The 13,085-nt window shown below is 69.0% G+C and carries 12 protein-coding genes and 2 riboswitches; of the genes, 3 read left to right on the top strand and 9 right to left on the bottom strand.

The features are described 5' to 3' along the window. Nucleotides 1-21: 21 nt before the first annotated feature. The 9 genes from OG798_RS35925 to gcvT form a co-directional block, all read right to left on the bottom strand. Nucleotides 22-1,419 (bottom strand): FAD-binding oxidoreductase, encoded by a 1,398-nt coding sequence (locus OG798_RS35925; protein WP_328758295.1) that lies wholly within the window; start codon nt 1,417-1,419, stop codon nt 22-24. Between the two features lie 68 nt (nt 1,420-1,487). Beyond that, complete coding sequence (locus tag OG798_RS35930; protein WP_328758297.1) at nt 1,488-2,342, bottom strand: DAPG hydrolase family protein; 855 nt, start codon at nt 2,340-2,342, stop codon at nt 1,488-1,490. An 85-nt stretch (nt 2,343-2,427) separates the two neighbouring features. After that, nucleotides 2,428-3,411: an arylsulfotransferase family protein gene (locus tag OG798_RS35935; RefSeq protein WP_328758299.1), complete on the bottom strand. Its 984-nt coding sequence runs from the start codon at nt 3,409-3,411 to the stop codon at nt 2,428-2,430. A gap of 406 nt (nt 3,412-3,817) precedes the next feature. Continuing rightward, nucleotides 3,818-4,072: a hypothetical protein gene (locus tag OG798_RS35940; RefSeq protein WP_328758300.1), complete on the bottom strand. Its 255-nt coding sequence runs from the start codon at nt 4,070-4,072 to the stop codon at nt 3,818-3,820. 9 nt (nt 4,073-4,081) lie between these two features. Further along, on the bottom strand, nt 4,082-5,041 hold the full coding sequence (locus OG798_RS35945; protein ID WP_328758301.1) for a D-2-hydroxyacid dehydrogenase family protein: 960 nt from the start codon (nt 5,039-5,041) through the stop codon (nt 4,082-4,084). A 203-nt stretch (nt 5,042-5,244) separates the two neighbouring features. Beyond that, on the bottom strand, nt 5,245-6,612 hold the full coding sequence (locus OG798_RS35950) for an L-serine ammonia-lyase (protein WP_095852496.1): 1,368 nt from the start codon (nt 6,610-6,612) through the stop codon (nt 5,245-5,247). 157 nt (nt 6,613-6,769) lie between these two features. Then, on the bottom strand, nt 6,770-8,047 hold the full coding sequence (gene glyA, locus OG798_RS35955; protein WP_095852495.1) for a serine hydroxymethyltransferase: 1,278 nt from the start codon (nt 8,045-8,047) through the stop codon (nt 6,770-6,772). A 13-nt stretch (nt 8,048-8,060) separates the two neighbouring features. After that, complete coding sequence (gene gcvH, locus OG798_RS35960) at nt 8,061-8,438, bottom strand: glycine cleavage system protein GcvH (protein WP_067370840.1); 378 nt, start codon at nt 8,436-8,438, stop codon at nt 8,061-8,063. A 128-nt stretch (nt 8,439-8,566) separates the two neighbouring features. Then, nucleotides 8,567-9,685: a glycine cleavage system aminomethyltransferase GcvT gene (gene gcvT, locus OG798_RS35965; protein ID WP_267062881.1), complete on the bottom strand. Its 1,119-nt coding sequence runs from the start codon at nt 9,683-9,685 to the stop codon at nt 8,567-8,569. 34 nt (nt 9,686-9,719) lie between these two features. Continuing rightward, a riboswitch (glycine riboswitch) is annotated at nt 9,720-9,831 on the bottom strand. After that, a riboswitch (glycine riboswitch) is annotated at nt 9,832-9,932 on the bottom strand. Nucleotides 9,933-10,100: 168 nt separating this feature from the next. Between gcvT and OG798_RS35970 the strand changes: the two genes are divergently transcribed. The 3 genes from OG798_RS35970 (at nt 10,101) to OG798_RS35980 (ending at nt 12,775) form a co-directional block, all read left to right on the top strand. Continuing rightward, nucleotides 10,101-10,781, top strand: coding sequence for an AAA family ATPase (locus tag OG798_RS35970; RefSeq protein WP_095857764.1), 681 nt, complete (start codon nt 10,101-10,103; stop codon nt 10,779-10,781). Nucleotides 10,782-10,937: 156 nt separating this feature from the next. Next, nucleotides 10,938-11,741, top strand: a complete 804-nt coding sequence (locus OG798_RS35975; RefSeq protein WP_328758302.1) for an enhanced serine sensitivity protein SseB — start codon at nt 10,938-10,940, stop codon at nt 11,739-11,741. 224 nt (nt 11,742-11,965) lie between these two features. Next, nucleotides 11,966-12,775: an enhanced serine sensitivity protein SseB C-terminal domain-containing protein gene (locus OG798_RS35980; protein WP_095857763.1), complete on the top strand. Its 810-nt coding sequence runs from the start codon at nt 11,966-11,968 to the stop codon at nt 12,773-12,775. The last annotated feature ends 310 nt before the right edge of the window (nt 12,776-13,085 follow it).

Consider the following 13,085-nt stretch of genomic DNA (forward strand, 5'->3'; position numbering starts at 1 on the left):
GGGTTGTGGCCTCCGCTCCGATCATTCGCTCCGGCCGGCTACCGGGCTCTTCTCGGTATGCGCGGCACCGGTAGGCAGTTCAGGCCGACCCAGCCAGGACACGAACAGCCCGTCGGGGTCCCATCTGGCGCGGAGGGCGTCGAGCCGCAGGAGGTTCTCGTCGGTCACGAAGCGATACGGGCGGTTGACCAGGTTCTCGTCAGCCAGTTGGATCCCGCTGGCATACGGCTCCCACGCTCGCATGTGGTTGGTCACCCAGTTCGTGTAAGTCTGGCTGTCGACCGGATCGGTCCAGGCCGCATACAGCCCGTAGTACAGCTCGTCTTCCACCGAGTACGCCATCGACGGACGTTCGGGCTGTCGCTCGTATCCTCCCCAGTTGAACACCAGCAGGTGCGACGGCGCCGGCGGCCAGGTCTTCAGCATGGCCTCGAAGTTGGGCCACAGGTCGTCGAAGGAGGCATGGGTCCACATGCTGTCGGCCAGATAGCGCTTGGTCTCGTCGTAATGTGGATCAGTGCCGTATCGGCTGAGGGTTGCGGTGTCCGTCACCTCGTTGAGCCGAGTCGTGAGCACGTGAGGGCGTGCGGGACAGGACTCGTAGAGCGACAGTTGGTCCCTGGCCTCGTCCTCCGTATCGGTGAAGGCCGTCGCGTTGAGCGAGATGAGAGGCTCGCCGTCCGTCATCGGGTCGCGGCAGCACAGGAGATTGATCTCGGTCGGGGTCTGACGGCCGATCTCGTGGACGAACCGGTAGACGTCTGGTGCGGCCGAGGCCGGCCAGAAGTAGCCGCTGTTCATCGTGACCCGCATGCGCGGGTACAGCTTGACGTAGAACCTGGTCACAACGGCGAAGAAGCCGGGACCGGCGCCGCGGGCTGCCCAGAACAGGTCGGCGTTCTGGGTCTCGTCGGCGTGGATCCGTTCGCCGCTCGCCGTGACCACGTCGATACCGGTCACCGACATGCACGCCGGTCCGTAGTCCCGGCCGGCCCAGCCGAACCCGCCTTGCAGCAGGTACCCGCCGATGGAGACACCCGTGCAGTGGCCGGTGGGAAAGTACAGGTTCTGCTCGGCCACCATCGCATTGAGCTCGAACCCCTTGATTCCGGGCTGGGCGGTGCCGGTCATCGCCTCCCTGTCGACCGCCACGTGCCGCAGGTTCGACAGGTCGATGAGCACCGTGCCGTCACGCAGGTGCGACCCGGACCAGCTGTGGCCACCTGACCGCACCGCGATCTGCAGGCCCTCCGCCCTGGCGAGCTGCACCGCTGCGACGACATCGTCCTCGTTGTTCGCCAGCACGATCACCTCTGGGTAGCGGTCCGGCACCCCCGCGTGCCAGCACGCCTCACGGCGCCGACTCTCGTAACGGTAGTCACCGCGACGCAACACCCTGCCCTCGATCCGGGTCGACATGCCCTCTCCTTTCAGGAATCTTCGTGCACCGGAACGAACGGCAGAACAGGCCCTGCCGGCCGGCGAGCCTATTCGGATCGTTGGAACTCGTCGAAAATATCCGGGAGAAACGCCGCGAGATGGTTCATCTCCTGCGAGCAATGTACGACCATGGCGCGGGCGTGCCCGTCCCCGAGACGCCGCAGACCTTCCGCGACTGTTTCGAGTTCGTCGGTCAGGGAGGCTCCTGCGCGAGGGGCGACGTATTTCCCGCCCATCCAAAAGCGCGAACGCATCTCGGCGCCGCCCTTCACCCGGCGTACGTAGTGGACCAGGTGGCCCCAGTCGAGCGGAACGCGGGACAACCCGATCCTGGCGCAGATCGCGGTGGCTTCGTCCGGATCGACGCTGTCATCGCTGAATCCCAGCGTGTCGGGAGGGACAAACCGGATAGCGAGCTCGCCGAGCGAACTGCCGACGTACTCGTCGACGAACGACGTACCCCCGATATACCTGTCGCGGTAGGGAGCACTCTGGTCCACCGTGCCTCGAGACCATTCCGTGTACAGGTGGGCACGCGGATACCACAGCTTGTACCGTTGGGTCTCCGTGGCATGCCACCAGAACCACCAGTCCACCATGGCCGGAGACACTCTCGGCATGCGGGTCAGTGTGGCGATGTGCATGGATCCGTCGCCGAAGAGGCTGTATCCGTTCTCGAACTCCCCATAGCCGGTGTCGCTCAGCGTTGCCGCGTCATCCGGGCTCAGGCACAAAGGGGGCGGCTGTGGGCCGAGACCGATCGCCTCTTTGATGTGCTCCGGCATGGGTGCCATCACCGGGTTCCAGTACTTTGCGTACCATTTGCCGGCGAGTTCGCCGGGGCGCATTCCCAGGTGGGGTCGGCGGGTGGGGTCCGGGCGCGGTTCTCTCACTTCAGTCATGTTGCGACTGAATCCGGACCGTGGGGCGTGTCTGACGACGACCGACAGGGAATGGGGGTCGGATCCGGCGAGTACCTGCCATGCTTCAGTCTGCGTCGAGCCGTTCCAGGAGGCGTGGACGACGCTGTGCCCGCCGTCGGACCGTGCCGCCGCACTCGGTGGGTAGTAGGGCGTGCCGATCCATTTGTTCCGGAAGGCCCCACCCGATGAATTCGTTGCCGTTGGAGAGGGCCTGGGTGTTTCCCTGAGTTGGTGACTCCAATGGCGGCTGGTGGTAGTGGGTCTTGACCGCCGTCGCCTTGTGGCTGGGGAAATCAAGGTTGAGGATCAGGCCGTGCGAACGCTGTTCGGGGGCGCCGTCGGGCAGGTCGCAGCAGCCGTCGTCGAACATGCTGATCCGGTTTCCTGGCTGGAATCGGGCATCGTGCTGCCAGTAGAAGCCCGCGTTCGGGCCGAAGGTGAAGTCGCTTTTCTTTCCCCCGATCTGATAGCGGATCTTCCCGGATTTCTTGGTGACGTTGTAGATCGCCCACATGTTCCGGGACGAGATCAGCAGTCGGCCGTCGGGGCCCTCGTCGACGGAGTTGATGTGAAAGGCGTCCCACACTCCGTCGGACGACGATGCGCTGGAGGCTGCCTCCTCGGAATCGGCGGGGTCGATGTGGTCCAGCGCGTTCCATGAGTAGAGGAGTCTTCCCGTGGCGAGGTCGACCTCCTGGATCTCGATGTTCTCGATGGCTCCGTTCTTCGGACCCCCATAGGGCGTGAGATCCATGGGCACCGGCTTTGAGGCGATGAACAGGGCGGTGCCTCTGCGAGTCAGGGTGAATTCGTGCTCGTCCGGGTAGTAGCCGTGGTGCGCGAAGACCCTGAAGTCGGCGTTCTGGAGGTTCGTGGAAGGCAGGGGGCGGAACCAGACCGGATCCCCCGAGCCGTCGTTGGCCAGTGCCCCCGTCTGGCCGACCATCTGGTCCGCGCTGAACGGGGCGACAAAGATGTCTCCGTGAGCCGTTCCCGGTTTGTTCGCGGTCACGGTCACCCGCATGGGGTGAAGGCCCGGTTCGGACACGAAACTCCACACGTCGCTGCCCGGCAGGATCGGGGGTGGAGTACTTTCCGATGGAGGGAAGGGTTTCGTCGCGCACCGGCGGGGCGGGCCCTCTTGGGGACTGGCCGTGGCCGACGGCACGCAGTGCGCGAAGACCACCCCGCAGCGAGCGCGCAGGCTCCGACGGTGCGATGGGTTCTTCTCCGTGTCCGGCGGATCCGCGGCTCTCGCGTCACCATGGCCGACCTCCTTGGCACCCGGAACCCTTCTCCGATGGCGGTGCCGCTCGTCCTCGAACGTCTTGTTCGGTTCACCCCTCGACCCATGACGATCAAGACCGGGAGCTGTTCCTCTGGAGACGGTATGCAGCACGAGGGGCCCGCGCCCGCTGAAGGCGACTCAGGTAGGCCGTTCGGCAGGTGCGGCCTCACCCGGACCTGCGGCGGCTCCATCGCGACGGGGTGATGACGAGCCGGCCTTCCGACGACCCGGTGGGCGGGCGTACTTGGGCAGCAGCGGGGGCTGAGTGGCCGGAGCTCACGAAGTCCAGGGAGGCGAACGTGCGGGCGATGTTGAAGTCGAAGTCCAGGCCACCGTCGGGGCGTGCGTGGGGATGCCGTCGGGCGGCGAGACCGCGCAGGGGAAGGAAGGCCCCGGCGGCCGCACGGCCGCCGGGTCTCACGACGGCACGTCAGCCGAGGACCCGGACCGGGTCGCCGTCGAGGTAGGCCTGGATGTCCTCCACGGCCTGGCCGTAGTAGCGCGCGTAGTTGGCGCGGGACACATAGCCGAGATGCGGGGTGGCGAGCAGCCGCGGTGCGGTGCGCATCGGGTGGTTGCCCGGCAGCGGTTCGACGTCGAAGACGTCGACGCCGGCGCCGGCGATACGGCCCTCGTGCAGCGCCGCGAGCAGGGCGTCCTGGTCGACGATCGCGGCCCGCGAGGTGTTGATCAGGTAGGCGGTGGGCTTGAGCAGGGCGAGCTCGGCGGCGCCGAGCAGGCCCCGGGTGCGGTCGCTCAGCGCGAGGTGGACGGAGATGAAGTCGCTGCTTGTCACCAACTCCTCCTTGGAGGAGGCGAGCTCGACACCGGCCTCGTCCGCGCGTTCCTTGGTGAGGTGCTGGCTCCAGGCGGTGACCTCCATGCCGAAGGCGAGTCCGATCCGGGCCACCCGGCTGCCGATCTTGCCGAGTCCGAGCAGGCCGAGCGTGCGGCCGTGCAGGTCGGCGCCGAGGGTGGACTGCCAGGGGCCGCCGTCGCGCAGAGCGTTGTTCTCCTGGACGATGCCGCGGGCGAGTCCGAGCAGCAGGGCCCAGGTGAGTTCGACCGGCGGCGTCGAGGAGCTCTGGGTGCCGCACACGGTGACGCCGCCCGCCTTCGCGGCCGCGTAGTCGATCACCGAGTTGCGCATGCCGGAGGCGATCAGCAGTTTCAGGCGGGGCAGCCGGTTCAGCAGCGAGTCCGGGAAAGGCACCCGCTCGCGCAGGGTGACCACGAAGTCGAAGTCGGCGAGGGCGGAGGCGAGTTCGTCCTCGGTGGCGAAGTGCTCGGCGAAGGAGACGACCTCGACCCGATCGCTCAGCGTCGACCAGTCGGCACATGTGCTCGCCACGTTCTGGAAGTCGTCGAGTACGGCGCAGCGGAATTGCACGTCATTTCTCCCAGGTGTTCTCGCTGTCGGGGCGCGGGCACGCGCCCGGTCCGGGGGCGCCCGGCAGCACGATCCTGCCCCGGTCGATCATGGCACCGGAGAACGGAGGGGTTTGTTGTGACGAGCCGCCGGGCGGCCGCGCCCGAGGGGCATCCGACGTTACGTACGTGCTACGAATCTGCAGGTCAGGGCCCTTCCGCCCCTCAGCACTCGATGATGTTCACCGCCAGCCCGCCCCGCGCCGTCTCCTTGTACTTGACGCTCATGTCCGCGCCCGTCTCCTTCATGGTCTTGATGACCTTGTCGAGGGAGACCTTGTGGGAGCCGTCGCCGCGCATGGCCATGCGGGCGGCGGTGACCGCCTTGACCGCCGCCATGCCGTTGCGCTCGATGCAGGGGATCTGGACGAGGCCGCCGACCGGGTCGCAGGTGAGGCCGAGGTTGTGTTCCATGCCGATCTCGGCGGCGTTCTCGACCTGCTCGGGGCTGCCGCCGAGGACCTCGGCGAGGGCGCCCGCGGCCATCGAGCAGGCCGAGCCGACCTCGCCCTGGCAGCCGACCTCGGCGCCGGAGATGGAGGCGTTCTCCTTGAAGAGCATCCCGATGGCGCCGGCGGCCAGCAGGAAGCGCACGACGCCGTCCTCGTCCGCGCCCGGGATGAAGTTGATGTAGTAGTGGAGGACCGCCGGGATGATGCCCGCGGCGCCGTTCGTGGGGGCCGTGACCACCCGGCCGCCCGCCGCGTTCTCCTCGTTCACCGCCATGGCGTAGAGAGTGATCCACTCCATCGCGTGCGCCAACGGGTCGCCCTCCGCCCGCAGCTGGCGGGCCGAGACGGCGGCACGGCGGCGGACCTTGAGCCCGCCCGGCAGGATGCCCTCACGGGACATGCCCCGGGAGACGCACGCCTGCATCACACGCCAGATGGCGAGCAGACCCTCGCGGATCTCCTCCTCGGTGCGCCAGGCCCGCTCGTTCTCCAGCATCAGGGCGGAGATCGACAGGCCGGTCTCCTTCGTCAGCCGCAGGAGCTCGTCGCCCGTGCGGAACGGGTACTTGAGCACCGTGTCGTCGAGCTTGATGCGGTCCTCGCCCACCGCGTCCTCGTCGACCACGAAGCCGCCGCCGACCGAGTAGTACGTCTTCTCCAGGACGAGTGTGCCGGAGGCGTCGTACGCGAAGACCGTCATGCCGTTCGCGTGGTACGGCAGGGCCTTGCGGCGGTGCAGGACCAGGTCGTCGGCGAAGGAGAAGGCGATCTCGTGCGTGCCGAGGAGCGAGAGGCGGCCCGACGACTTGATTTGCTCCACGCGCTCGTCGGCGCCCTCCACGTCCACGGTGCGCGGCGAGGCGCCCTCCAGGCCCAGCAGCACCGCCTTGGGGGTGCCGTGGCCGTGGCCGGTGGCGCCCAGGGAGCCGTACAGCTCCGCCCGGACGGAGGCCACGGAATCCAACAGCTCCTCGTTGCGCAGCCGGCGGGCGAACATGCGCGCCGCACGCATCGGGCCCACCGTGTGGGAGCTCGATGGGCCTATGCCGATCGAGAACAGGTCGAAGACCGAGATGGCCACGGGGACTCCTCACAACAGGGGTGGTGCATGGGGGCGGGCGCCGCGCACAGCTCCGCTTCCAGTGTGCGCGGCGTCCCGGTGAATCGTACGTTCCGTGCGAATTTCTGTACGAAAGTGAAGTTTCGCAGGAACTGTTTCTGTACTGCTTCGGGCGGTACTACTTCAGGCCGGGGTACAGCGGGTGCTTGTCGGCCAGGGCGGAGACCCGGGACTTGAGGGACTCCGCGTCGGCCGCCCCGAAGGGAGAGGGCGCCTTCAGCGTCTCGGCGATGATGTCCGCGACCTCGGTGAAGTCCTCGGCCTGGAAGCCGCGGGTGGCGAGGGCGGGCGTGCCGATGCGCAGGCCGGACGTGACCATCGGGGGCCGCGGGTCGTTCGGGATGGCGTTCCGGTTGACCGTGATGCCGACCTCGTGGAGACGGTCCTCGGCCTGCTGACCGTCCAGCTCGGAGTTGCGCAGGTCGACCAGGACCAGGTGCACGTCCGTGCCGCCGGACAGGACGTCCACGCCCACGGCCTTGACGTCGTCCTGGACCAGGCGCTCGGCCAGGATCCGCGCGCCGTCCAGCGTGCGCTGCTGGCGCTCCTTGAAGTCGTCGGAGGCGGCGACCTTGAAGGAGACGGCCTTCGCGGCGATCACGTGCTCCAGCGGACCGCCCTGCTGGCCGGGGAAGACCGCGGAGTTGATCTTCTTCGCCAGCTCGGCGGTGGACAGGATCACGCCACCGCGCGGGCCGCCCAGCGTCTTGTGGGTCGTGGTCGTGACCACGTGGGCGTGCGGCACCGGGTTCGGGTGCAGGCCCGCGGCCACGAGACCCGCGAAGTGCGCCATGTCGACCATCAGGTACGCGCCGACCTCGTCCGCGATCCGGCGGAACGCGGCGAAGTCCAGCTGACGCGGGTAGGCCGACCAGCCCGCCACGATCAGCTGCGGCCTGGACTCCTTGGCGAGGCGCTCGACCTCGTCCATGTCGACCTGACCGGTCTCGTCGTTCACGTGGTACGCGACCACGTTGTACAGCTTGCCGGAGAAGTTGATCTTCATGCCGTGGGTGAGGTGCCCGCCGTGCGCGAGGTTCAGACCCATGATCGTGTCGCCCGGCTTCAGCAGCGCGAACATGGCCGCCGCGTTGGCCTGGGCGCCCGAGTGGGGCTGCACGTTCGCGTGCTCGGCGCCGAAGAGCGCCTTGACGCGGTCGATGGCGATCTGCTCGACGACGTCGACGTGCTCGCAGCCGCCGTAGTAGCGGCGGCCCGGGTAGCCCTCGGCGTACTTGTTGGTCAGGACCGAGCCCTGGGCCTCCATGACCGCGACCGGAGCGAAGTTCTCCGAGGCGATCATCTCCAGGGTGGACTGCTGGCGGTGCAGCTCGGCGTCGACGGCGGCGGCGACGTCCGGGTCCAGCTCGTGCAGGGGCGTGTTCAGAAGCGACATCAGTCAGAAGTCCTTAGGAGCCGGAGAACTCGGTGTACTCGTCGGCGGAGAGCAGGTCGGCCGGCTCGTCCGTGACGCGTACCTTGAACAGCCAGCCGCCCTCGAAGGGGGCGGAGTTCACCAGCGACGGGTCGTCGACCACGTCCTGGTTGGCCTCCACGACCTCGCCGGTGACCGGCGCGTACAGATCGCTGACCGACTTGGTCGACTCCAGCTCGCCGCAGGTCTCGCCCGCGGTCACCGTGTCACCGACCGCGGGAAGCTGGGCGTAGACGACATCGCCGAGCGCGTTGGCCGCGAACTCGGTGATGCCGACTGTCGAGACGCCGTCCTCGGCGACCGACAGCCACTCGTGCTCCTTGCTGTAGCGCAGCTGCTGGGGGTTGCTCATGGCCTGAATTCTCCTGTACGCGGGGGAGTGCGGATGAACGGGATGACCGAGTGGTCTTGGGATACGAGACGTGACACAGAGGCGTGCGTCACGTGGGCGCGCTGGACGGGGCCCTTTCGGCCCCGAAGCTACTTCTGGCGCTTGTAGAACGGCAGCGCCACGACCTCGTACGGCTCATGGCTGCCCCGGATGTCCACGCCGACCCCGGCCGTGCCCGGAGCGGCGTGCGCGGCGTCGACGTACGCCATCGCGATCGGCTTGCCCAGCGTCGGGGAGGGCGCGCCGGAGGTGACCTCGCCGATCACCTTGCCGTCGGCGACGACCGGGTATCCGGCGCGCGGCACGCGGCGGCCCTCGGCGACAAGCCCGACGAGTACCCGCGGGGGGTTCTCCTCGGCGCGGGTGGCGGCCTCCTGGAGCGCGGCACGCCCCACGAAGTCCCCCTCCTTCTCGAACTTCACGACGCGACCGAGCCCCGCGTCGAAGGGGGTGAGCGAGGTGGTCAGCTCATGCCCGTACAGCGGCATGCCCGCCTCCAGGCGCAGCGTGTCGCGGCAGGAGAGGCCGCAGGGGACGAGCCCGACGGGCGCGCCCGCGTCCGTCAGCGCCTGCCACAGCTTCTCGGCGTCGGACGGGGCCACGAACAGCTCGAAGCCGTCCTCGCCCGTGTAGCCCGTGCGGGCGATCAGCGCCGGGACGCCCGCGACGGTGCCCGGCAGGCCCGCGTAGTACTTCAGCCCGTCCAGGTCGGCGTCGGTGAGCGACTTGAGGATGCCGGGGGACTCGGGGCCCTGCACGGCGATCAGCGCGTACGCGTCGCGGTCGTCGCGCACGAGGGCGTCGAAGCCGGCGGCGCGCTCGGTCAGCGCGTCCAGCACCACCTGGGCGTTGGAGGCGTTCGCGACGACCATGTACTCGTTCTCGGCCAGCCGGTAGACGATCAGGTCGTCCAGGATGCCGCCGTCCTCCCGGCAGATCATCGTGTAGCGGGCGCGGCCGACGCCGACGGAGGCGATGTTGCCGACCAGCGCGTGGTTGAGCAGGGCGGCGGCCTGCGGTCCGGTGACCGTGATCTCGCCCATGTGCGACAGGTCGAAGAGACCGGCCCGGGTGCGCACGGCGAGGTGCTCGTCGCGCTCGGAGCCGTAGCGCAGGGGCATGTCCCAGCCCGCGAAGTCGGTCATCGTCGCGCCGAGCGAGCGATGCACGGCATCGAGCGCGGTGAGACGGGGTGCGTTACTGCTCATCGGTGGGGCTCCCAAGGCATGACGGCGAGGTCGTTCCTCCCCATCTGTCATCGGAACCTGAGAGGTTCATCACGACCCCGCGAACGGAGGTCCTGACTTGCACCTTGGGTGGAGCCACTGGACAGCGGCCCGCTTTTCAGATGTGCCTCGCCCGCGCGGTAACGGGGCCTGAGAGATTCAAGGGAGGGACTTGCTCCTTCGGCGCCCGGGTACCCGAAGGTTCCCGGAACTCTCCCGCGCGGATTCAAGCGGCCGGTATGCAGTTGGCGGGCACATCATCGCACGCGCCGTCCGATCACGGCAGTCCGCATCTGTAACCGGCCTGTGGCAGTCCGCGTACGGAAACGAGAGACACCGCGCATTACCTTCTCTTTACACTCGACGGGGATGGGACTCCACACCCAAGGGGAGGACGATCACGGTGAACAGGACCACGGCGTACGCCACGACCTCGGGCCTCGCGCTGCCCGAGCAGCCCGGTGTCCCGGCAGGGACCCGGGAGACGTGCGGAGCGCTGCCGACGGCCGTCGTCCGCGACCTCAGAGCGCGCGCGGGACACTCTCCGCACGGTCTGCACTTCGCGGCGGCCGACGTCGTCGTGGTCACCGGGTTGCCGGGCAGCGGCAAGTCGACCCTGATGCGCCGCGCCGTCGAGGGCCCGCGCATCGACTCCCAGGACACCCGGGACCGCTGGGACGAGCGGACGGGCGGCCGGCTGCCGTACGCCGTCTACCGGCCCCTCGTCCGCCTCGCGCACTACGCGGGCCTGCGTCGCGCCCTGCGCTCCGGCGCAGGGCTCGTCGTGCACGACTGCGGTTCGCAGGCCTGGGTGCGCGGCTGGCTCGCCCGCGAGGCCCGGCGCCGCGGCGGCACCCTCCACCTGCTGCTGCTCGACGTCACGCCCGGCACGGCGCTGGAGGGCCAGCGCGAGCGCGGCCGGGGCGTGTCGCGGTACGCGTTCGCCCGTCACCGGGGCGCGGTCGCCCGGCTGCTGCGCTCCGTCGAGCGGGGCGACCTGCCGGAGGGCTGCGGCTCGGCGGTGCTCCTCGACCGGGACGCGGCGGACGTACTGCGGCGGATCGGCTTCGGTGACTGAGGAACGGCAGGGACTTCGGTGACTGAGAAACGGCAGGGGGTGGCCGAGAGCGGTCGAGAGCGGCCGGGAGCGGTCGGGAAGTCGTACCGGCCCACTAACCTTTCCAGCCAGAACACCAGAACAGTGGTTCACCGCAGGCGGTAGACAGGTAGACAGATGGACATCCCCGACTTCCCGGACTTCTCGGTACCGGCGTACCCGCAACCCGGCCCGCACCCCCACTCGCACGGCGGCTGGCCGGGCAACGAACTGGAGGAGGTGCTCTCCGCGTCCCTCGGAGTGCCCTCGGCCGGCGGCCGCATCGTCGAGGTCCTCGGCCGCAGCTTCGTCTGGGTGCCGCTGCCCAACGGCGGCGGACCGCACGCGGGATCCCTCGACCTGCCCACCCTGGAGATCGAGGGCCAGGCGTACGTGCCGGTCTTCAGCTCCGAGGAGCAGTTCCGCCAGGTCGCCGGCAGCCATCTGTCGTACACGATCGCGCCCGCGGTCGAGTTCGCCCGCGGGCTGCCCCCGCAGGTCGGCATCGCGATCAACCCGGACGGGAGGGTCGGCGTGCCGCTGCCGCCCCTCGCGGTCGCCGAGCTGTGCCGGACCGGGCGCACCCCGCTGGACGGGCCCACGAGCGGTGGCCGGGTGAAACTCTACGAGCCCGACTGGCAGGACGACCCGGTGGACTTCCTCGCCGCCGCCTCGGCCGAGTTCGCGGCGACGGGAGTCGTCCTGACCGCCCGCCGGTGTCTGGCCAGCATCGAGGGCGACGACCCGGTCATGTTCGTCGGGGTCGAACTCTCCGTGTGGGAGGGAGACCTCCGGACGCTCCCCATGGACGCCCTCTCCCGCGCCCTCGCCCGCGTCGCGGTCAAGTGGCCGGTGAACCTGGTCCTCCTCGACGTCGCCCAGGACCCGGTGGCCGACTGGATGCGAGCCCAAGTGAGGCCCTTTTATCAGCAAGGCCAGTAGAAGCGCCCCGTCAGGGGCGCGAGGCTGTGACCATGGTGCGGCTCCGCCGCGTGGGCGCGCCCAGCCACGAGCGACCCGCAGCCTCCGGACTACAACGGGCCCCGAGCTCTCAACGGCTCCCCCAGCGGAGCGCATTCGCCGCTTAAGCTGGTTTCATGGCTCGGCCGGGGTTCGGCCGAGGTGTTGGTCGACGTCATGATTTCTTCGCGAAGGGGCGGTTGAAGGTGAGCGCGTCGGGCACGGCCGCGGCCGGTCAGGTCGAGCACATGCTGCGCCAGGTGACGCCCGGGCGTTACGACGCCTACGAGGCGCTCCTTCGCGCGCTCGCGACCCCGTCGTCCGGCCAGGTGTGGATGCTGCTCTGGCACGGCCAGGCCGGCTCCCCGGACGCCCAGTACGGGAACATGGAGGTGGAGGGCTTCGGTTACGCGCCGTGCGTCACCTCCGCCCAGGAACTCTCGGCCAGCGGCTGGAACCGGTCGTACGAGGTCGTCGACGGTCTCGACGTGGCCCGCACCCTCTACCCCGACCACTTCGGGCTCTGGCTCAATCCGCACGCCCCGGGCGGCGGGGTCGGCATCCCGTGGCTCGATCTGCGCAGAATCGCGGCGGGTCTGGAGCGCCAGCCCGCCGGTCCGCTGCGACTGTCCGAACCCGGCATCGAGATTCCGCAGTTCTACGCCCTGCTCACACAGAACGCGCATCGCACCACCGCCGTGCGCTCGCTGCGCCGCGCCTGGGTGCAGCCGGCGCTCGGGGCGCCGTATCTGGCCATCGGGCTGGACGTCTACGACACTTCGCCGCCCGCCGTCGACTCGGTGCGGGCGATGATGCAGCAGTCCATCGGCGCGGTTCCGGACGGGCTGCCCGTGTCGACCGTCGCGATGTCGGACGAGTACGACCCGGTGGCGCTGTGGCTGCGCGCCAACGCGCGGCCGTTCTACGACCGCGAGGCCCACGCGGCCCCCGCGGCCCCCGCGCAGGCTCCGATGGCGGGTGGGTACGGCTATCCACCGGCACCCGGCGGATACTGATCCGCGGTCCGGCGAATCGTGAAGGATCGGCGCGGGTCCTTCACTGCGGCTCTGCATTTCTTCGCGCGTAGATGACAAGGGAACGTCCGGGTAATGCCCGTATTAACCTCCGGTGTCCCAACTGCCCCGTGTCCGACCCCCGTTACCCGCCGTCCGGATAACGGAACCCCCCTGACAGCATCACGTTTACGCATCCATTCACCGTCAAGTCTGGCTACAGATCGCCGAGGCGTTGAAGACTCCCGCTCCAGGGGGTTTAACCCCCTGTGTACGACGGACTGATCACGCCGCTACAAGCGGCACGTGTGGG

The organism is Streptomyces sp. NBC_00271 (assembly GCF_036178845.1).
Classification (GTDB): domain Bacteria; phylum Actinomycetota; class Actinomycetes; order Streptomycetales; family Streptomycetaceae; genus Streptomyces.

Excerpts from the sequence above, each read along its gene's own strand:
- OG798_RS35925 (WP_328758295.1), bottom strand. The coding sequence starts at position 1,419 with ATGTCGACCCGGATCGAGGGCAGGGTGTTGCGTCGCGGTGACTACCGT.
- OG798_RS35930 (WP_328758297.1), bottom strand. The coding sequence starts at position 2,342 with ATGACTGAAGTGAGAGAACCGCGCCCGGACCCCACCCGCCGACCCCAC.
- glyA (WP_095852495.1), bottom strand. The coding sequence starts at position 8,047 with ATGTCGCTTCTGAACACGCCCCTGCACGAGCTGGACCCGGACGTCGCC.
- gcvH (WP_067370840.1), bottom strand. The coding sequence starts at position 8,438 with ATGAGCAACCCCCAGCAGCTGCGCTACAGCAAGGAGCACGAGTGGCTG.
- gcvT (WP_267062881.1), bottom strand. The coding sequence starts at position 9,685 with ATGAGCAGTAACGCACCCCGTCTCACCGCGCTCGATGCCGTGCATCGC.
- OG798_RS35975 (WP_328758302.1), top strand. The coding sequence starts at position 10,938 with ATGGACATCCCCGACTTCCCGGACTTCTCGGTACCGGCGTACCCGCAA.